This window comes from Halomonas borealis (assembly GCF_004798905.1).
GTDB lineage: Bacteria > Pseudomonadota > Gammaproteobacteria > Pseudomonadales > Halomonadaceae > Halomonas > Halomonas borealis.
In genome coordinates this window covers 60,162-80,288 of sequence record NZ_SDMO01000010.1, presented here as the reverse complement: position 1 = coordinate 80,288, position 20,127 = coordinate 60,162, and the positions used below count along the sequence as shown (strand labels likewise).

General features: G+C 67.3%; 17 protein-coding genes. 14 read left to right on the top strand and 3 right to left on the bottom strand.

Going from position 1 to position 20,127, the window contains the following annotated elements; all coding sequences use genetic code 11:
• Positions 1–7: 7 nt before the first annotated feature.
• The 10 genes from mraY (at position 8) to lpxC (ending at position 11,668) form a co-directional block, all read left to right on the top strand.
• A complete protein-coding gene (mraY, locus tag ETC07_RS11030; protein ID WP_136248572.1) occupies positions 8–1,090 on the top strand; it encodes a phospho-N-acetylmuramoyl-pentapeptide-transferase in 1,083 nt (360 codons plus the stop codon).
• 24 nt (positions 1,091–1,114) lie between these two features.
• Complete coding sequence (gene murD, locus ETC07_RS11025; protein ID WP_136248571.1) at positions 1,115–2,503, top strand: UDP-N-acetylmuramoyl-L-alanine--D-glutamate ligase; 1,389 nt, start codon at positions 1,115–1,117, stop codon at positions 2,501–2,503.
• Positions 2,500–3,708 (top strand): putative lipid II flippase FtsW, encoded by a 1,209-nt coding sequence (ftsW, locus tag ETC07_RS11020; RefSeq protein ID WP_136248570.1) that lies wholly within the window; start codon positions 2,500–2,502, stop codon positions 3,706–3,708. The genes murD and ftsW overlap by 4 nt, the downstream gene beginning before the upstream one ends.
• Positions 3,705–4,790 carry an undecaprenyldiphospho-muramoylpentapeptide beta-N-acetylglucosaminyltransferase gene (gene murG / locus ETC07_RS11015; RefSeq protein WP_136248569.1) on the top strand — a complete coding sequence of 362 codons (1,086 nt, stop codon included), beginning with the start codon at positions 3,705–3,707 and terminating at the stop codon, positions 4,788–4,790. Before ftsW ends, murG begins: the two co-directional genes overlap by 4 nt.
• A gap of 61 nt (positions 4,791–4,851) precedes the next feature.
• Positions 4,852–6,264 (top strand): UDP-N-acetylmuramate--L-alanine ligase, encoded by a 1,413-nt coding sequence (gene murC, locus ETC07_RS11010; RefSeq protein ID WP_136248629.1) that lies wholly within the window; start codon positions 4,852–4,854, stop codon positions 6,262–6,264.
• Positions 6,261–7,187: a D-alanine--D-alanine ligase gene (locus ETC07_RS11005; protein ID WP_136248568.1), complete on the top strand. Its 927-nt coding sequence runs from the start codon at positions 6,261–6,263 to the stop codon at positions 7,185–7,187. The genes murC and ETC07_RS11005 overlap by 4 nt, the downstream gene beginning before the upstream one ends.
• 4 nt (positions 7,188–7,191) lie before the next feature.
• Complete coding sequence (locus ETC07_RS11000) at positions 7,192–7,917, top strand: cell division protein FtsQ/DivIB (protein WP_136248567.1); 726 nt, start codon at positions 7,192–7,194, stop codon at positions 7,915–7,917.
• A 200-nt stretch (positions 7,918–8,117) separates the two neighbouring features.
• On the top strand, positions 8,118–9,410 hold the full coding sequence (ftsA, locus tag ETC07_RS10995; protein WP_136248566.1) for a cell division protein FtsA: 1,293 nt from the start codon (positions 8,118–8,120) through the stop codon (positions 9,408–9,410).
• A gap of 34 nt (positions 9,411–9,444) precedes the next feature.
• Positions 9,445–10,644 (top strand): cell division protein FtsZ, encoded by a 1,200-nt coding sequence (ftsZ, locus tag ETC07_RS10990; protein ID WP_136248565.1) that lies wholly within the window; start codon positions 9,445–9,447, stop codon positions 10,642–10,644.
• A gap of 112 nt (positions 10,645–10,756) precedes the next feature.
• Positions 10,757–11,668 (top strand): UDP-3-O-acyl-N-acetylglucosamine deacetylase, encoded by a 912-nt coding sequence (lpxC, locus tag ETC07_RS10985; RefSeq protein WP_136248564.1) that lies wholly within the window; start codon positions 10,757–10,759, stop codon positions 11,666–11,668.
• A gap of 142 nt (positions 11,669–11,810) precedes the next feature.
• Here lpxC and ETC07_RS10980 read toward each other — a convergent pair whose 3' ends face one another.
• A complete protein-coding gene (locus ETC07_RS10980) occupies positions 11,811–12,236 on the bottom strand; it encodes a DUF721 domain-containing protein (RefSeq protein ID WP_136248563.1) in 426 nt (141 codons plus the stop codon).
• A 106-nt stretch (positions 12,237–12,342) separates the two neighbouring features.
• Between ETC07_RS10980 and ETC07_RS10975 the strand changes: the two genes are divergently transcribed.
• The 4 genes from ETC07_RS10975 to ETC07_RS10960 all read left to right on the top strand — a co-directional run bounded on the left by ETC07_RS10975 (position 12,343) and on the right by ETC07_RS10960 (position 17,894).
• A complete protein-coding gene (locus ETC07_RS10975) occupies positions 12,343–12,774 on the top strand; it encodes a hypothetical protein (RefSeq protein WP_240724627.1) in 432 nt (143 codons plus the stop codon).
• 57 nt (positions 12,775–12,831) lie between these two features.
• Positions 12,832–15,561 (top strand): preprotein translocase subunit SecA, encoded by a 2,730-nt coding sequence (gene secA, locus ETC07_RS10970; RefSeq protein WP_136248562.1) that lies wholly within the window; start codon positions 12,832–12,834, stop codon positions 15,559–15,561.
• 60 nt (positions 15,562–15,621) lie between these two features.
• Positions 15,622–16,851, top strand: a complete 1,230-nt coding sequence (gene argJ / locus ETC07_RS10965) for a bifunctional glutamate N-acetyltransferase/amino-acid acetyltransferase ArgJ (RefSeq protein WP_136248561.1) — start codon at positions 15,622–15,624, stop codon at positions 16,849–16,851.
• Between the two features lie 95 nt (positions 16,852–16,946).
• Entirely contained in the window at positions 16,947–17,894 is a 948-nt protein-coding gene (locus tag ETC07_RS10960; RefSeq protein ID WP_136248560.1) for a Nudix family hydrolase, read from the top strand.
• Positions 17,895–18,077: 183 nt separating this feature from the next.
• On the opposite strand, the gene ETC07_RS10955 is transcribed toward ETC07_RS10960, so the two are convergent.
• Both ETC07_RS10955 and ETC07_RS10950 read right to left on the bottom strand, forming a co-directional pair.
• The gene (locus ETC07_RS10955; RefSeq protein WP_136248559.1) at positions 18,078–18,980 is read right to left on the bottom strand and encodes a carbon-nitrogen hydrolase; all 903 of its coding nucleotides are present in this window, start codon (positions 18,978–18,980) and stop codon (positions 18,078–18,080) included.
• Complete coding sequence (locus ETC07_RS10950; protein ID WP_136248558.1) at positions 18,977–20,041, bottom strand: agmatine deiminase family protein; 1,065 nt, start codon at positions 20,039–20,041, stop codon at positions 18,977–18,979. The genes ETC07_RS10955 and ETC07_RS10950 overlap by 4 nt, the downstream gene beginning before the upstream one ends.
• Between the last annotated feature and the right edge of the window lie 86 nt (positions 20,042–20,127).

Sequence of the window (20,127 nt, the reverse complement as noted above, 5' to 3'; positions counted from 1 at the left end):
GCATTACATGCTGCTCTTTCTGGCTGAACTGTTGGCGCAATTCCAGAGCGCCTTTCACGTCTTCAATTATCTGACCCTGCGCATGATCCTGGGGACCCTGACCGCCTTGGTGCTTTGCCTGTGGCTCGGCCCGAAGGTGATCCGCCGGCTGGTGGAGCGCCAGATCGGCCAGGCGGTGCGCGACGATGGTCCCCAGTCGCATCTCTCCAAGGCCGGCACGCCGACCATGGGGGGTGCCATGATCCTGATGGCGATCGCCATCAGTACCCTGCTGTGGGGGGATCTGCGCAACCATTATGTGTGGGTGGTACTGGGCGTGACGCTGGGCTTCGGGGCCATCGGCTGGGTCGACGACTATCGCAAGGTGGTGGAGAAGAATCCCCGCGGGCTGCCGGCACGCTGGAAATACTTCTGGCAGTCGGTGATCGGCCTGGCGGCGGCGGTCATCCTCTATGTCACCGCGGCCTCGCCGGTAGAAACCAGCCTGATCCTGCCGCTGTTCAAGGAGTTCGTGCTGCCGCTCGGGGTGTTCTACATCGTGCTCACCTACCTGGTGATCGTCGGCAGCTCCAATGCCGTGAACCTCACCGATGGCCTGGACGGCCTGGCGATCATGCCTACCGTGCTGGTGGCCATGGGCCTTGCGGTGTTCGCCTATGCCAGCGGTAACGCGGTGTTCGCCGAGTACCTGCAGATCCCGATGATTCCCGGCGCCGGCGAGCTGGCGGTGTTCTGTGCCACCATCGCCGGCGCCGGCCTCGGCTTTCTGTGGTTCAACACCTATCCGGCCCAGGTCTTCATGGGCGACGTGGGCGCGTTGGCGCTGGGCGCGGCCCTGGGCGTGGTAGCGGTCATCGTGCGCCAGGAAGTGGTGCTGTTCATCATGGGCGGCATCTTCGTCATGGAGACCGTCTCGGTGATCCTGCAGGTGAGCTCCTACAAGCTCACCGGCCGACGCATCTTCCGCATGGCGCCGTTGCATCACCACTTCGAACTCAAGGGGTGGCCGGAGCCGCGGGTCATCGTGCGCTTCTGGATCATCACCGTGGTGCTGGTGTTGCTGGGCCTTGCCACCCTGAAGATCCGCTGATGCCGAACCGCTGAGGAGCCGCTGATGGTCAAGGTGCCCCAGGGGGTCACGCTGGTGGTGGGGCTCGGGATTTCCGGGCGCGCTATCTGTCGCCACCTGCAACGTCACGAGTGTCCGTTCATGGTCGCCGATACCCGCGTCGCGCCGCCGGGAGAGGATGATTTCCGTGCCGCCCATCCAGGGGTGGCGCTCTACCGTGGGCCGCTGACCGAGCTGGACATGCACGCGGCCCAAGAGATCGTGCTCAGCCCTGGTGTCGATCCGAAGACTCCTGGGCTCGAGGCCCTGGGGGAGCGCCTCGGGGCCTCCGGCGAGCCGTTCGTCGTCGGCGAGATCGCGCTGTTCGTGCGTGCCGCCAGGGCGCCGATCGCCGCCATCACTGGCGCCAATGCCAAGTCCACCGTAACCACGCTGCTCGGCGAGATGGCCGCCGAAGCCGGCCGGCGCGTGGCGGTGGGGGGCAATCTCGGCACGCCCGCGCTGGACCTGCTGGCCGAGCATCCCGACGCCGAGCTGTATGTGCTCGAGCTGTCGAGCTTCCAGCTCGAGGCCACGCCGCGGCTCGGCGCCGAAAGCGCCGCCTTCCTGAATCTCTCCGAAGATCATCTGGACCGCCACGGCGATCTCGCCGGCTACCGCGCCGCCAAGCAGGCGATCTTCCGCGGGGCGCGCCATGCCGTGGTCAATGCCGAGGATCCGGCGACCTGGCCGGATGCGCCGCCGCCGGCGCTCGAACGCTTCACCACCGCCGCGCCCGCGGTGGGGGAGTGGGGCATCGGGGCCCATGACGACGGCGACGGCCTGCGCGACTGGCTGATGCACGGCGACACGCCGCTGATGCCGGCCGCGGCGGTGCGTCTGGCGGGGCGTCACAACCAGGCCAATGCCCTGGCGGCGCTGGCCATGGGGCGCCGCCTGGGGCTGGAGCTTGCCGCCATGCGCCGCGTGCTCGAACGTTTCCCCGGCCTGCCGCACCGCGGCGAGTTGATCGCCGAGGTGAAGGGTGTGCGCTGGATCAACGACTCCAAGGGCACCAACGTGGGGGCGACCCTGGCGGCCATCGCAGGGCTCGGCCCGACGCTGGACGGCCGGTTGATCCTGCTCGCCGGCGGGGTCGGCAAGGGCGCCGACTTCGCGCCGCTGGCCACGCCGCTGGCGCGTTACGGCCGCGAGGCGGTCCTGTTCGGCCGCGATGCCGACCGGCTGGCGGCGGCGCTGGATGGTGCCGTGGCGCTGACCCCCGTCATGGATCTCGAGGCCGCCATGCACAGGGCCGATGCGATCGCCTGCCCGGGTGACTGCGTGCTGCTGTCGCCGGCCTGCGCGAGCCTCGATCAGTTCCCGAATTACCAGGCCCGTGGCGAGGCCTTCCGGGCCGCCGTGCAGCGTCTGGCCGCCGAGGTGACACGATGAGCCGCCTGTCCCGTCTCCGCGAACGACTCTCCACCGCCGACCAGCCCTTCGATGGTTGGCTGGTGATCGCCGCCCTGGCGCTGTTGCTGATCGGCTGGGTGATGGTCACCTCGGCCTCCAGCGAGGTGGCCTCGAGCCTCACCGGCAATGCCTGGTACTTCAGCCTGCGTCACGGCGCCTTTTTGCTCGTCTCGATGACGATCGGGATCCTGGCGTTGCGCGTGCCGCTGGGCTGGTGGAAGGCCAACGGGCCGCTGCTGCTGCTGGTCGGCATCGTGCTGTTGGCGGCGGTACTGGTGGTCGGTCGCGAGGTCAACGGCAGCAAGCGCTGGCTGTCGCTGCCCGGCGTGCCCTTCAATATCCAGGCCTCGGAGATCGCCAAGCTGTGCCTGATCGTCTATATGGCCGGCTACCTCGAGCGCTTCCTGCCTCAGGTGCGCCAGGAGTGGGGCGCCTTCTTGCGCCCGCTGGTGGTGCTGGGGCTGTTCGGCGGCCTACTGATCTTCGAACCGGACTACGGCGCCGTGGTGGTGATGACCGGCTGCGTGATGGGCATGCTGCTGATGGCCGGCGCCCCCTGGGGGCGTTTCTTGCTGTTGATGGTCCTGGTGGCGGCGCTGGGCGCCGTGGTGGCGATCGCCGAGCCCTATCGCATGGCGCGCCTGACGAGCTTCGTCGACCCTTGGGCCGATCAGTTTGCCAGTGGCTACCAGCTGACCCAGGCGCTGATCGCCTTCGGCCGCGGCGAGTGGCTGGGCACCGGGCTGGGCAATAGCGTGCAGAAGCTGTTCTACTTGCCCGAGGCGCATACCGATTTCGTGTTCGCCGTGCTCGCCGAGGAGCTGGGGCTGGTCGGGGCTGTCACGGTGATCGGGCTGTTCGCGCTGCTGGTGTGGCGCGCCATGGCGGTGGGGCGTCGCGCCGAACTGGCCGGGATGGCCTTCGCCGGCTACGTCAGTTATGGCATCGCGCTGGTGATCGGCGCCCAGGCCTTCATTAATATCGCCGTGAGCAGCGGCATGTTGCCGACCAAGGGGCTGACCCTGCCGCTACTCAGCTATGGTGGCTCGAGCCTGGTGGTGAGCTGCGTGATGGTGGCGATGCTGCTGCGAGTCGATATCGAGACCCGCCAGTCGGTGCGCCGCGCGCGGCCGACCGCCGCCCGTGGCGGCGCCCCTGGCAAGAGCAAAGGAACGCAAGCATGAGTCGACGCGAGGGACGACGCGCCCTGATCATGGCCGGCGGCACCGGCGGCCACGTCATTCCGGCCCTGTCACTGGCCCGCGCGCTACAGGCCCGCGGAGTCGAGGTCGAGTGGCTGGGTAGCCCGCGAGGCATCGAGAACCGGTTGGTGCCTGAGGCCGGCCTGACGCTGCATCGCATCGCGGTCAGCGGGTTGCGTGGCAACGGCCTGAGCGGCTGGCTGCTGGCGCCCTGGCGGCTGTTGCGTGCGGTGCGCGAGGCCGGCCGAGTGATCCGTGATGTCGATCCTCAGCTGGTGGTGGGGCTCGGTGGCTTCGCCAGTGGCCCCGGCGGGCTGGCCGCCTGGTTGGGGCGCCGCACATTGGTGATCCACGAGCAGAACGCCGTGGCCGGGCTGACCAATCGCGTCCTGGCGCGTCTGGCGCGGCGCGTCTATGCGGCCTTCCCGCAGGCCTTCCCAGGCCGTGGCGAGGTGGTCGGCAACCCGGTGCGGGCCGACATCGCCGCCCTTGGCGAGGCGCCGCGCTCGGCCGAGACGCTGGGCGCACGGCCGCTGCGTCTGCTGGTGGTGGGCGGCTCGCTGGGCGCACTGGCGCTCAATCGCGACCTGCCCGCGGCGCTGGCCCGGCTGCCCGAGGCCGAGCGGCCCGAGGTCCGCCACCAGGCCGGCCGCGACAAGGACGCATCGACCCGCGAGGGTTACGCCGAGCAAGGCGTGACGGCGGAGGTCAGCGCCTTCATCGACGACATGGCCGAGGCCTACGAATGGGCCGACCTGGTGGTATGCCGGGCCGGCGCGCTGACCGTGGCGGAGCTGGCGGCGGCGGCCAAGCCGGCGCTGTTCGTGCCCTTCCCGCATGCGGTGGATGACCACCAGACCGCCAATGCCGCGGCCCTGGTGGCCCAGGGCGCCGCCGCCCTGATGCCCCAATCCGAGATGACCGCGGCGACGCTGGCCGACCGGCTGACGGCGCTGCTCGACCCCGATACGCTTGCCACCATGGCCGCCGAGGCGCGAGATTGTGCCCATCTCGACGCCGTGGAGCGACTGGTGGACGGTTGCATGGAGACAGCTTTTGAGTGACCAGACCCTAGGGCCGGTTCCCGGCCAGATTACGCCGCCGCGCCTCGGGCGCGGGCTGGGCATGCGCCGCATTCGGCGCATTCACTTCGTCGGCATCGGCGGCGCCGGCATGTGCGGCATCGCCGAGGTGCTAGCCAACGAAGGCTACGCGGTCAGCGGCAGCGACCTTCGCGCCTCGCCGGTGGTCGCCCGCCTGGAGGAGAGTGGCGTGCGGGTGGCGATCGGCCACGCCGAGGACAATGCCCGTGACGCCGACGTGGTGGTCGTCTCGACCGCGGTGGACCCGACCAACCCCGAGGTGCGCTGGGCCCACGAGCATCGCGTGCCGGTGGTGCGTCGTGCCGAGATGCTCGCCGAGCTGATGCGCTTTCGTCACGGCATCGCCGTGGCGGGTACCCACGGCAAGACCACGACCACCAGCCTCACCGCGACCCTGCTGGGTGAGGGTGGGCTGGACCCCACGTTCGTGATCGGCGGTAAGCTGACCAGCGCCGGCACCAATGCGCGGTTGGGGGAGGGCGACTATCTGGTGGCTGAAGCCGACGAGTCCGACGCATCCTTCCTGCACCTGCAGCCGATGGTGGCCATCGTCACCAATATCGATGCCGACCATATGGACACCTATGGCGGTGACTTCGAGCGCCTCAAGGACACCTTCGTCGAGTTCCTGCACAACCTGCCGTTCTATGGCCTGGCGGTATTGTGCATCGACGACGCCAACGTGCGCGGCTTGCTCGACCGGGTCAGTCGCCAGTTCGTGACCTATGGCTTCAGCGACGATGCCGACTACGGCATCGAAGACTTCGTCCAGTCGGCGGGCGAGGTTCGCTTCACCGCGCGTCGGCCCGATGGGCTGACGCCGCTGCCGGTGCGGCTGGCCATGCCGGGGCGTCACAACGCCCTCAATGCGTTGGCCGCGATCGCCGTAGCCAGCGACGCCGGGGTCGGCGACGAGGCCATCCTGCGTGGCCTGGCGGGATTCGCCGGGGTCGGTCGTCGCTTCCAGGTGCACGGCCATTTCCCGACGCCTGAGGGGGAAGGCGAGGTGATGCTGGTCGATGACTATGGTCATCACCCCCGCGAGGTGGAGATGGTCATTCAGGCGGTGCGTGACGGCTGGCCCGACCGGCGCCTGGTGATGGTCTATCAACCACACCGCTATTCGCGCACTCGGGACCTGTACGAAGACTTCGTGCGCGTGCTCGCCGGCGTCGACACCCTGCTGTTGCTCGATGTCTATGCGGCCGGCGAGACGCCGCTGTCCGGCGCCGACGGTCGTAGCCTGGCAGGCTCGATTCGCCAGCGTGGCGAGGTCGATCCGATCTTCGTGCAGGACAAGGAGGAGCTGTCGGGGCTGTTGGCCAAGGTGCTGCGCCCGGACGATATCTTGATCACCCAGGGGGCCGGCGACGTGGGCGGCATCGCCCAGCGACTGGCCGATGCTCGCCTGGTGCTCGATGAGGTGATGCTATGACGCATGATGCGAGCGACCAGGGTCGGGTGATGGTGCTCTATGGCGGCGACTCCGCCGAGCGCGAGGTCTCGCTGAAGAGTGGGGCGGCGGTGCTGGCGGCGCTCATCCGCGGCGGCATCGATGCCATCGGCTTCGATCCCGCCGAGCAGGGTGGCCTGGTAGGGCTGGAGGCGCTGCGGCCGAGCCGGGTATTCATCGCCCTGCATGGCCGCGGTGGTGAGGATGGCACCTTGCAGGGTGCCCTGGAGCTGCTGGGGATTCCTTATACCGGCAGCGGAGTGCTGGCCTCGGCGCTGGGCATGGACAAGCAGCGTACCAAGCGGGTCTGGCAGGCGCTGGGACTGCCGACGCCGGAAAGCGAGATGCTCGGGCCCGGTGCTGACTGGGCCGCGGTGGCCGAGCGGCTCGGGTTGCCGCTGATCGTCAAGCCGGTCCACGAGGGCTCTACGCTTGGCATCTCCATCGTCGAGAGCGTCGCGGCCCTCGAGGCCGCCTATCGCGACGCCGCGCGCTTCGATACGCGGGTCATGGCCGAGCGCTTCGTGAGCGGCGAGGAATATACGGTGACGCTGCTCGGCGACAGGGCGTTGCCGGCGATTCGCGTCGAGGTGCCGAACGGTTTCTACGATTACGAGGCCAAGTACCTCTCGGACGAGACCCTCTACCACCTACCCTGCGGCCTGGAGGCCGAGGAGGAAGCGCGGCTGGGCGAGCTGTGTCGCGAGGCCTTCGACGCGATCGGCTGTGCCGGCTGGGGGCGGGTCGATGTGATGCGTGATGCCGAGGGGCGCTTCTGGTTGTTGGAGGTCAACACCGTGCCCGGCATGACCGATCACAGCCTGGTGCCCCAGGCCGCCGCCCATGCCGGCATCGACTTCGATGCCCTGGTGAGGTGCATCCTCGATACCGCCGGGCGGACCTGAGGCCATGGCGCATCGCGGAAGCGTGATCGGTGTCCTGCTGCTGGTAGTGGTGCTCGGTGCCGGCGGCCGTGCACTGTGGACATGGCTCGATCGGCCCATCGAGCGAGTCTCGATTCGTGGCGAGCTGGAGCGGGTCAGTGCCGACTATCTGCGAAGCCAGCTGGCGCCGCTGGTGCGTGGGCAGACCTGGCTGTCGGCGGATCTTGGCGAGCTGCGCGAACAGGCACGCGACATCGGTTGGCTGAACGAAGTCCGGATCCGTCGTGAGTGGCCCTACGCATTGGTCTTCGAGCTGGTCGAGCAAGTGCCGGTGGCGCACTGGAACGACGATCGGCTGCTCAACCCGTCCGGCGAATCCTTCACCTTCGCGCCGCTGGCAGCCCCGGAAGGACTGGTGCATCTGGCCGGCCCGGCGGGGAGCGGCGCCGAGGTGCTGGCCTACCATGACGCCTTGAACAAGCGTCTGGCCGAGCACGACCTGGAACTGCGCCAGCTGCGGCTCGAGGCGCGCGGGGCCTGGCGGCTACAGACCGACGACGGCATCTGGGTGATGCTCGGGCGCCGCAATCGCGAGGCCCGGCTAGCCCGTTTCCTGGCGGCCTGGGATCGAGAGTTCGATGCCGTGGCGTCGCATATTCGCTACATCGATCTACGCTATCCGAATGGCGTGGCTGTCGCCTGGCACGGTGAAAGCGAGCCGGTCGAGGAGAGTGAGGCTAAGCAAAGTTGAAGGCGATTCGCGAAAGACTAGTCAAGGATCGAAGCGCCTGCAGGGTGTTCCTTTTAGTCGAAAATCGCCGTATTGTGGCGGATGTTTTGCGCCTTGGGCTGGTAGAACACGGGAAGTTGTTCCTATAATTGGTCCAGGTTTTTTCATTATTAATGCTTAATTTCCCCAAGCGGGTTCGGCTCGAGGAGATTTCCCGACTCATGTCAGGTCCATCCAATGTGTCCAATATGGTAGTCGGGCTGGATATCGGAACATCCAAGGTCGTGGCGATCGTGGGCCAGCCCACCGATGATGGCGGCATTGAGATTGCCGGCATCGGTTCGCATCCCTCGCGCGGGATGAAGAAGGGCGTGGTGATCAACATCGAATCTACGGTGCAGTCCATCCAGCGCGCCGTGGAAGAGGCCGAGCTGATGGCCGGTTGTGACATCCATTCCGTCTACGTGGGCATCGCCGGTAGCCACATCAGCTCGATGAACTCCGATGGTGTGGTCGCGATCAAGGAACGCGAAGTGGCGCCTGCCGATATCGAGCGTGTCATCGATTCGGCGCGAGCGAGGGCCATTTCCGAAGGTCAGCGCGTGTTACATGTGTTGCCCCAGGAATTCGCCATCGATACCCAGGGGGGTATTCGCGAGCCGCTGGGCATGTCCGGTGTGCGCCTGGAGGCCCGGGTACACCTGGTGACCGCGGCGCTCAATGCCGTGCAAAACATCGAGAAATGCGTGCGTCGCTGTGGGCTCGATGTGGATGCCAGCATCCTCGAGCAGCTGGCTTCCAGTCATGCGGTGCTCACCGAGGACGAGCGTGAGCTCGGCGTCTGCATGGTCGACATCGGCGGCGGCACGACCGACATTGCGGTGTTCACCGAGGGGGCCATTCGCCATACCGCGGTGATCCCCATCGCCGGCGACCAGGTCACCAACGACATCGCCATGGCGCTGCGCACGCCGACTCAGCATGCCGAAGAGATCAAGGTCAAGTATGCCTGCGCGCTGACCCAGATGGCCGCCAGCGACGAGATGATCAAGGTGCCGAGCGTCGGCGACCGGCCGGCGCGGGACCTTTCCCGGCAGTCGCTGGCCGAGGTGGTCGAGCCGCGCTATGAGGAACTCTTCACCCTGGTGCGTGATGAACTGCGGCGCAGTGGCTATGAGGATCTGGTCGCCGCCGGCGTGGTGCTGACCGGCGGCACCGCACGCATGGAAGGGGTCGTTGAACTGGCCGAGGAAATCTTCCACATGCCGGTGAGAATCGCCTGCCCGCAGAACGTGAGAGGGCTCGCCGACGTGGTACGCAACCCGATTTATTCGACGGGGGTCGGTTTGCTACATTACGCTCTAAACGAGGCCCGTCAGGGGCACGGCCAACAAGAGGCGTCAGGCAGTGGCATGTCGGCGAAGCCGAGGCGCGGCGACGCCTCCCGGCGCGGAGCAGGGGAAGGGATTCCGGCGCTGGTAAAGCTCAAGGGCTGGTTCAAAGGAAATTTCTGACAGGGCCGCGATCGCGGTCCAGGAGACGGGGCTAATGTTCGAACTGGTAGACAGTGCACCCTCAAGTAGTGCAGTCATCAAGGTCATCGGTGTCGGTGGTGGTGGCGGCAACGCCGTCAATCACATGGTCGAAAGCAGCATCGAGGGCGTTGAATTCATCTGCGCCAATACTGATGCCCAGGCGCTGAAGCGGGTGGCGGCCAAGACCGTGCTCCAGCTCGGCAGCGAAATCACCAAGGGGCTCGGCGCGGGCGCCAGCCCGGACGTCGGCCGTCAGGCCGCCATGGAGGACCGCGAGCGTATCGCCGAGCTCCTCAATGGCGCCGACATGGTCTTCATCACCGCCGGCATGGGTGGTGGCACCGGCACCGGCGGTGCGCCGGTGGTCGCCCAGGTTGCCAAGGAGCTTGGCATCCTGACCGTGGCCGTGGTGACGCGCCCCTTCCCCTTCGAAGGCCCCAAGCGCATGCGCTCGGCCGAAGAGGGCATGAAGGAGCTGTCCGAGCACGTCGACTCGCTGATCACCATCCCCAACGAGAAGCTGCTCTCGGTGCTTGGCAAGAGCGCCAGCCTGTTGACCGCCTTCAGCGCCGCCAACGACGTGCTGTTGGGCGCGGTGCAGGGTATCGCCGAGCTGATCACCAGTCCTGGCATCATCAACGTCGACTTCGCCGACGTGCGTACCGTGATGTCCGAGATGGGCATGGCGATGATGGGCACCGGCGGGGCGACCGGCGAGAATCGTGCTCGCGAGGCCGCCGAGAAGGCGATCCGCAGCCCGCTGCTGGAAGATATCGACCTGCACGGCGCACGTGGCATCCTGGTCAACATCACCGCCGGGCCAGATCTCTCGATCGGCGAGTTCAATGACGTCGGTGCGACCGTCCAGGAGTTCGCCTCCCAGGACGCCACCATCGTGGTGGGTACCTCCATCGACATGGACATGACCGACGAGCTGCGGGTCACCGTGGTGGCTGCCGGCCTCGACGGTCAGCGTCAGCCGGCCTCGGCCAGCCGTGAGAGCGCGCGTCGCGAGACGGCCTCTGGGGGCGATTATCGTCAGCGCCAGTCGGCCGCCGCCGGACGCCCGCAGGCATCGGCCGGGCGTGGCTCGGCGGCGGCCTCCAAGGCCGAGCCGCAGGAGTCGACGCGCCCTCAGCCGGAGCCGCGCAAGTCCCAGGACCTGGATGATTACCTGGATATTCCGGCATTCCTGCGCCGTCAGGCCGATTGAATGCCGCTATCGTTGGCATAGCGACCTTGAACGCAACTGGCTTTTGTTGAAACGTGCGTTTGGTGTTATAGTGAACGGTGTTTGATAATTACCGACTGCCTGGCGACTGCCCATGATCAGACAACGCACACTCAAGAACGTCATCCGCGCCACCGGCGTCGGCCTGCACTCCGGCAAGAAGGTCTATCTGACCCTGCGGCCGGCGCCGGTCGACACGGGTATCGTCTTCGTGCGCACCGACCTGGATCCCGAGGTGCAGATCCCGGCGAGTGCCGACAGCGTGACCGACACCACGCTGTGCACCGCGCTGTCCAAGGATGGCGTCAAGGTGGCGACCGTCGAACACCTGATGTCGGCGCTCGCCGGCCTCGGCATCGATAATGCCTATGTCGACGTCAGCGCTCCCGAAGTGCCGATCATGGATGGTAGCGCGGGTCCCTTCGTGTTCCTGATCCAGTCGGCCGGCATCGCCGAGCAGAGTGCCGCCAAGAAATTCATCCGCATCAAGCGGGAAGTGGTGGTGCGCGACGGCGAGAAGGAAGCGATCTTCCTGCCGCATCAGGGCTTCAAGGTCTCCTTCTCCATCGACTTCGATCATCCGGTGTTCGAGGCCCAGAAGCAGAGTGCCGTGGTGGACTTCTCCACGACCTCCTTCGTCAAGGAAGTGTCCCGGGCTCGCACCTTCGGTTTCATGCGCGACCTCGAGCACCTGCGCTCCAATAATCTGGCGCTGGGCGGGAGCCTCGACAACGCCATCGTGGTGGACGACTACCGGATCGTGAACGAGGGTGGCTTGCGCTACGATGACGAGTTCGTCAAGCATAAGGTGCTGGATGCCATCGGCGATCTCTATCAACTGGGGTACAGCCTGATCGGCGAGTTCCGTGGCGTGAAGTCCGGCCATGCGCTGAATAACCAGCTATGTCGCGCGCTGATGGAGAATCAGAGTGCCTGGGAAATCGTCACCTTCGAGGAAGACACCGCCAAGGCGCCTATCTCCTACGCCGCTCCGGCCATGGCCTGACCGTCCGGTTGCGCCGGCAGGGTTGAATCGGAGGCGCGCCGCCTCGCGGCTGGCAGCTTGAAGCAAGAACGCCTCGCAGTGAGCCTGCGGGGCGTTTGGCTGTGCAAGCGGTGAGAGCGGCGAGCCTAGGTTGTTGTTCGGCCTACGGCTCGCGCTCGGCATGCGAGGCGAGGCGCTCCAGTGCCCGCTTGAGTCGCGGATCGTCGACGTCGGCGGCGCAGCTAGAGAGCTCATCGGCGGCCTGGGCCGGAAGGTGGCGTGCCTGACGTGGAGGCACCTTGGCCGGGCGTACCGGGCGCACCTTGAAATCGAAGCCGGTCACGGCGGCGAATCCCGGCAGCTCGTGGAGCAACGACAGCAGTCGTGACTGCTCGTAGCGCAACCGAGTCAGCCATACGGCGCGGTCGGTGATGACCGTCAGCCGTCCTTGATGAAAGCCTCCCACGAACACATGCTCGCCGAGTTCGGTGGGCAGGTGCTCGCGCAGATGCTGCTGGGCCTGGTCGATCAGCCGGGCCCGGCGCATCAGGTTGCCCAGTTCACCCCGGCCGTTCAGCACCTGGGTCATGGGCTGTGCTCGCCACCGCTTAACCTTTATACTCATCAGCTTGATTCTCGGGGTCCGGCTCGAGGGTCGGTACTCGTCGACCGTCGCGTCGACGGCCCTGGAACGCATGAGCCTAGCACAGGCACGGGAGTCCCTCGACAGCATGGCCAGCCTTACCGCGGAGACAGCACCCATCGCTCCCGCCGAGGATGTCTCGGTGGTCGAGGCCCCGCGCCGGGTGCCGGAGCGTCGTGTGCCGCGCTGGTGGCTGGCCGGGCTGCTAGTAGGCTGCCTGCTGCCGGCGGGACTGTCGCCGATCGGCACGGCGACCCCGGTCGAGCGGGTCATTCAGGTCTGCATCCTGGCGCCGGCGCTGATCCGGGCCAGTTCGCGCCTCCAGGCACGGCGGCGCGCTCGCCGCCGTTGGCCGGTCGAGTCGCTTGTTCTACGCGCCGGGCGGCTGGCGATCCGGCACGCGACCATCGCTCCCCCACCGTGCGCCGTGGCGGCGCATGATGTCCTGACCCGCCGCGGGCCGCCGCGGGTGCTTATCGCCTGAACGACGAGCGGTCGGGCACGATGCCCGGCCTTGAGCACCCGCAGTGATGGACTCTTCATGATCAACAATCTGTTACGCAAGGTCGTCGGTTCCAAGAACGACCGTGAAGTGAAGCGCATGGGTCGTAGTGTGGCCCGCATCAACGCCCTCGAGAAGGAACTCGAGACCCTCGACGACGCCGCGATCCAGGCCCGTACCGGCGACTTTCGTGAACGTCTGGCCGGCGATGAAACCGTCGATGTCCTGCTGCCCGAGGCCTTCGCCACGGTGCGTGAGGCCAGCAAGCGGATCATGGGCATGCGGCATTTCGACGTCCAGATGATCGGCGGCATCACCCTGAACGGTGGCCGCATCGCCGAGATGAAAACCGGCGAGGGCAAGACCCTGGTCGCGACCCTGTCCGTCTATCTCAACGCCCTGCCGGGCGAGGGCGTCCACGTGGTCACGGTCAACGACTACCTGGCGCGCCGCGATGCCGACTGGATGCGCCCGCTCTACGAATTCCTGGGCCTCACCGTCGGCACCATCTATGCCGGTCAGACCCCCGAGGAGAAGCGGGCGGCCTACGCCTGCGACATCACCTACGGCACCAACAACGAGTTCGGCTTCGACTATCTGCGCGACAATATGGCCTTCTCCCTGGAGGAGAAGGTCCAGCGTGGCCTGCATTACGCCATCGTCGATGAGGTCGACTCGATCCTGATCGACGAGGCGAGGACGCCCTTGATCATCTCCGGGGCGGTGGACGAGAACACCGATCTCTACAAGGTGGTCGATCGGCTGGCGCTCAACCTCGAGGTCTGCAGCGACGAGGAGGATCCGGAGAGCGGCGACTTCACCCTCGACGAGAAGCAGAAGCAGGTGGAACTTACCGAGGGCGGCCACCACCGTGTCGAGGAGCTGATGCGTGGCGAAGGGCTGCTCGGCGAGGAGGAGTCCCTCTACGCCGCCCAGAACCTCAACCTGCTGCAGCACATGCACTCGGCGCTGCGTGCCCGCCACCTCTACCAGCGCGATGTCGACTACATCGTCAGCGAGGGCCAGGTGGTGATCGTCGATGAGCATACCGGCCGCTCCATGCCCGGTCGGCGCTGGTCCGAAGGCCTGCACCAGGCGGTGGAAGCCAAGGAGGGCGTGACCGTCCAGCGGGAGAGCCAGACGCTCGCCTCCACGACCTTCCAGAACTATTTCCGTCTCTACGATAAGCTGTCCGGCATGACCGGCACCGCCGATACCGAGGCCTTCGAATTCCGCCAGATCTACGGCCTGGACGTGGTGGTGATCCCCACCAACCGGCCGTTGGTGCGCAACGATCAGAACGATCTGGTCTATCTCAGCGCCGAGGAGAAGTTCGAGGCCATCATCGAGGACGTCAAGGTCCAGACCGAGGCCGGTCGTCCGGTGCTGGTGGGTACCGCCTCCATCGAGACCTCCGAGTACCTGGCCGAGTTGATGAAGCGGGCGGGCATTCGCTTCAACGTGCTCAACGCCAAGCAGCACCAAAGCGAGGCGCAGATCATCGCCCAGGCCGGTCGCCCGGGGGCCATCACCATCGCCACCAACATGGCGGGCCGTGGCACCGACATCGTGCTGGGTGGCAACTGGGAGGCCGAGGCCGCGGAGCTCGAATCACCCGACGAGGCGCAGATCGAGCGTCTCAAGGCCGAATGGAAGGAGCGCCACGAGGCGGTGCTCGCCGCCGGCGGCTTACACGTGGTCGGGACCGAGCGCCACGAGTCCCGGCGCATCGACAATCAGCTACGTGGTCGCTCCGGGCGTCAGGGCGACCCCGGTTCGACGCGCTTCTTCCTGTCGCTGGAGGACAGCCTGATGCGGCTGTTTGGCTCCGAGCGCGTGCAGAAGATGATGTCGGCGCTGGGCCTGGAGCAAGGCGAGGCGATCGAGCACAAGATGGTCTCCAACGCCGTGGAGCGGGCGCAGAAGAAGGTCGAGGGCCGCAACTTCGATGTCCGCAAGCAGCTGCTCGAGTACGACGACGTGGCCAACGACCAGCGTCGGGTCATCTACGAGCAGCGCAACGACATCCTCGGCGCCGAGGATGTCTCGGAAAACGTCATCGGCATCCGTGCCGAGGTGCTCGGCGAGGCGATCAGCGAGTTCGTGCCGCCCCAGAGCCTGCCCGAGCAGTGGGACCTGGCGGGGCTGGAAGGTCATCTCAAGTCCGAGTTCAACCTCGAAGCGCCGGTGCAGCAGTGGGCCGCAGACGATCAGCGCTTCCACGAGGAGCAGCTGCGCGAGCATCTCCACGAGATGCACCGCCAGGCCTATGACGAGAAGATCGAGATCGCCGGCGCCGAGCTGATGCGTCGCTTCGAGAAGCAGGTGATGCTGCAGGTGCTGGATACTCGCTGGAAGGAGCATCTGCAGTCCATGGACCACCTGCGTCGGGGTATCCATCTGCGCGGCTATGCCCAGAAGAACCCCAAGCAGGAATACAAGCGCGAGTCCTTCGAGCTGTTCCAGACCCTGCTGACCAACATCAAGGCCGATGTCACGCGCATCCTCAGCCACGTCAAGGTACGCCAGCCCGAAGAAGTCGAGGCCCTGGAGAAGCAGCGCCGCGAGTCGCTGGAGCGCGAGAAGGCAGCGGCCGCCAGCCGCCACGATGCCCCCGAGGGCGCCGAGTCGCAGGCCACTGCGTCCGATGAGGCGGCGGCCGGCGAGGCCCGGCCCCAGCGTCGGGAGGGCCCCAAGGTGGGCCGCAACGATCCCTGCCCCTGTGGGTCAGGCAAGAAGTTCAAGCAATGCTGCGGCCAACTCAGTTAACAGGTTGCGGTGAAGGGGCGAGGTGCGAACCTCGCCACGCTGACCGACAGGAGACACGCAATGGCAGTGGGCCCAGCAAGCTTTCCCGAGATGCCGGCGATCGATGGGGTGCGCCTGGGCACGGCCCGGGCCGGCATCAAGAATACCGATCGCCGCGATCTGGTGGTCATCGAGGTGCCCCAGGGCGCCGCCGTGGCGGGTAGCTTCACGCGTAACGCCTTCTGCGCGGCCCCGGTTACCGTGGCCCGCGAGCATCTGGCGGCCTGCACCCTGAGTGGCGAGGCGCCACGCTATCTGGTGATCAATACCGGCAACGCCAATGCCGGCACCGGCGAGATCGGCCTGCGTGATGCCCGGGCGACCTGTGCCGAGCTGGGCGGGATCGCCGGTGTGGATGCCTCACGCGTGCTGCCGTTTTCCACCGGGGTGATCGGCGAGACGCTGCCCATGGAGCGCCTGCTGGGCGGCCTGCCCGAGGCGCTGCGTGGCCTCGATGAGGGCACGGCGGGATGGGCCGCGGCGGGCGAGGGCATCCTCACCACCGACACTCGCCCCAAGGGTGCCAGCGTGACGGTCTCGTTGGGTGGCGAGACCGTCACCCTCAACGGCATCAGCAAGGGCTCGGGCATGATCAAGCCCAACATGGCCACCATGCTGGCCTTCGTGGCCACCGATGCGGCCATCGCCCCGGCGCTGCTGGACGAGTTGCTGCGGGAGAGCGTCGAGCGCTCCTTCAACTGCATCACCGTGGATGGTGACACCTCGACCAACGATGCCTGCCTGTTGATCGCCACCGGCCGTGGAGCGGCCATCGACGACGAGCGGCGCCTCGCCGTGTTCCGCGAGGCCCTCGAGCGGCTGATGGTCGAGCTGGCCCAGGCCATCGTGCGTGATGGCGAAGGGGCCACCAAGTTCGTCGGCCTGCGGGTCGATGGTGCGGTCTCGCGCCAGGAGGCTCTGGACGTGGCCTTCACCGTGGCCCATTCGCCGCTGGTCAAGACGGCGCTTGCCGCCAGCGACGCCAACTGGGGGCGGATCCTCGCCGCCGTGGGGCGGGCGCCCGTGGAAGACTTCGACGTCGATCGGGTGGTCATCGAATTGGGTGAGGTTCGCCTGGTAGAGAACGGCGGCCGGGCCGCCGGCTACAGCGAACAGGCCGGCAGCGAGGTGATGGCCCGCGAGGAAATCGCGATCCGCATCGACCTGGGGCGCGGCGAGCGCAGCGCCACCGTCTGGACCACGGATCTGACCCGGGAATACGTCGCCATCAACGCCGATTACCGCAGCTGAACGCCGCGGGGGCCGGGATTTTTGGCCCGCATCGAACAGAGCAATCCCTCGTGGCATCGCTCGCGAGGACAAGTGGGATAAGGTGAATGAACGTCATGGTGAAGAGAAGGGTGCATGTGGCGGCCGCCGCCATCATCAGCGCCGATGGTCAGGAGGTGCTGCTCGCTCGGCGCCCGTCGAACGTCGATCACGGCGGCCTCTGGGAGTTCCCCGGCGGCAAACTGGCGCCCTATGAGACGGGCTTCGAGGCCCTCAAGCGCGAGCTGCACGAGGAGCTGGGGATCGAGATTCGTCGCGCCCAGCCGCTGATTCGCATCCATCACGAGTACGCCGACAAGCATATTCTGCTCGATGTCTGGCAGGTCCGCGGCTTCGCCGGTGAGCCCTTCGGACGCGAGGGGCAGGCGGTGCGTTGGGTGCCGATGTCGGAGCTGTTCAACTATCCCTTCCCGGCGGCCAACGTGCCGATCCTGCGGGCGGTGATGCTGCCCACCGAGTACCTGATCACCGGTGAAGAGGAGGATGAGTCGGCGTTTCAATCGCGGCTGGAGCGAGCCCTGGTCGAGGATGGCGTGCGTCTGGTACAGCTGCGGGCCAAGTCGCTGTCGCGTGAAGACTACCTGAGCCGGGCCGAGCAGGCCCTGGCGACGTGCCGCCGGCACGGCGCGCGGCTGATGCTCAATGGCGAGCCCGAGCTGCACAACGAAGTCGACGCGGACGGCATCCACCTGACCAGCGCACGGTTGATGAGCCTCGAGCGTCGCCCGCTGAGCGCGGACAAGTGGTTGTCGGCCTCGACCCACGATCGCCAACAGTTGGATCAGGCGCGGCATATCGGTTGTGACTTCGTCACCCTGTCACCGCTGCGCACCACGCCGTCGCATCCGGAAGTGGCGCCGATCGGCTGGCATGACTTCCAGCAGCTGGTCGAGCATGCCGGCATGCCGGTCTTCGCGCTGGGCGGCATGACACGCTTCGACGCCAACCATGCGCGTGCCGTCGGGGCCCAGGGCATCGCCTCGATCCGCGATTTCTGGAAGTGAAGCGTTAAGCTTGAAGAGCGCCGCTTCGCGGCTGGAAGCGGGAAGAGCAAGCCGCCCCACGGCACATGCCTGGGGCGGTTTTCTTTATGTTGCCTTCGAGGTTCGAGGTTCGAGGTTCGAGGTTCGAGGTTCGAGGTTCGAGGTTCGAGGTTCGAGGTGTCCCTTACGCCTCGCCCCATCGAGTCAGTCCCGATAGCGCCGCGTCAGGTCGCCGTAGGCATCGATGCGACGGTCCCTGAGGTAGGGCCAGAGGCGCCGCACCGCTTCGCCGCGCCGCATGTCCAGCGTCACCAGCAACCGCTCGGCCTGCTGGCCGGCGTGGGCGAGCAGTTCGCCCTGGGGGCCGCAGACGAAGCTGCCACCCCAGAAGTCGATGCCCGGGCCGACCCCGGAAGGGTCGCGTTCGTGTCCGACCCGGTTGGCGACCACCACCGGCAGCCCGTTGGCCACCGCATGGCTGCGCTGGATCAGCGTCCAGGCGTCCTGCTGGCGTCGCCGTTCGTCGTCGTCATCCTGGGGGTCCCAGCCGATGGCGGTGGGGTAGAGCAGCAGGTCGGCCCCGGCCAGCGCCATCAGTCGCGCGGCCTCGGGATACCATTGGTCCCAGCACACCAGTAGGCCCAGCCGACCCAGCGAGGTGTCGATGGGCTGGAAGCCTTCGTCGCGGGCCGGGTCATGGTCGCCCGGTGTGAAGTAGAACTTCTCATGGAAGCCCGGATCGTCGGGAATATGCATCTTGCGATAGTGCCCGACCCGGCCATGCGCGCCGTCGTAGACCACGGCGGTGTTGTGGCACAGGCCCGGCGCACGGCGTTCGAACAATGACCCCACCAGCACGATGTCGAGCTCCGCGGCCAGCGCCGCCAGCCGTTGGCCGCTGGGGCCGTCGAGGGGCTCGGCGAGGTCGAACAGCGCGGTATCCTCATGCTGGCAGAAGTAGTGTGTCGTGTGCAGTTCCTGCAGCATCACCAGCTGGGCGCCGGCGGCGGCCAGCTCGCGGACGCCGGCCTCGCTCTCGGCCAGGCTGCTGGCCTTGTCGGGCCAGGCCGGCTGCTGGACCAGGCCGACCTTGAGGGTCGGGTTCATGGGGTCTCTCCTTCGCGGTGGCGCACCCCGGCCAGGGTGTCGCGGGGTAGCTGCATGGTCAGGCAGTGCAGGCTGCCATGCTGGCGGATCACGGTGCTGCAGTCGATGGGCACGATGTCGCGCCCCGGGAAGGCGCCCGCCAGGGCCGTCAGGGCGCGCGTATCGGCGGCGTCGCCATAGGTGGGGACCAGCACGGCGCCGTTGATGATCAGGAAGTTGGCGTAGGTGGCCGGCAGGCGGCGGCCATCCTCGGCGTCGAAGCAGGGGGCGGGCCAGGGCAACGGGATCAGCCGATAGGGCTCGCCGTCGGCGCGTCGCAGCGCGCACAGCTCCTGCTCCATGGCGGCAAGTTCGGGATGGTGCGGGTCGGCTGGGTCATCGCAGCGGACGTAGGCGATGGTGGAGGCATCGCAGAAGCGAGCCAGGGTGTCCACATGACTGTCGGTGTCATCGCCTGCCAGGTGGCCGTGGGTGAGCCACAGCACGCGCTCGATGCCGAGCTGCTCGGCGAGCCTCGACTCGAGCGCCTCGCGGTCGAGATGCGGGTTGCGGTTCGCGTTGAGCAGGCACGCCTCGGTGGTCAGCAGGGTGCCCTGGCCGTCGCTCTCGAGCGCGCCGCCCTCGAGCACCAGCTCATGGGAGACCAGCGGCGCGGCGAAGGTGCCGGCCGCGGCCAGCCGCCGGGTCAGGCTGTTATCGCGGGCGGCCGGGAACTTGCCTCCCCAGCCGGTGAAGACGTAGTCGAGCAGCACGAGTTCACCGTCGCGCTCGATGGTCAGCGGCCCGTGGTCGCGGGCCCAGGTGTCGTCGGCCTCGGCGACCCTCAGGTACAGGCGCTCGGCGGGCACGCCGCGCCGGTCGAAGGCCGCCGTCAGCCGCGACGCGGTGGCGGCGTCCGGAACGGCGATCAGCACGGCCTGATAGCGCGTGATGGCCACGACCAGCGTCTCGAGCGTTGCCTCGAGACGCGGCAGCAGCGGCGCCCAGTCGCCGTCGGGGCGCGGCCAGGTCAGTTGCACGGCTTCCTGAGGGTGCCATTCGGGGAGCAGGCAGAGGGCCATGGCGGGCCTCCTCGGTGGGGGGGTCGGCGCAATGTAGGCGGCGTCGAGCCGGGATGCAAGGCCCGGCGTGCGTCCAGACACGCCGC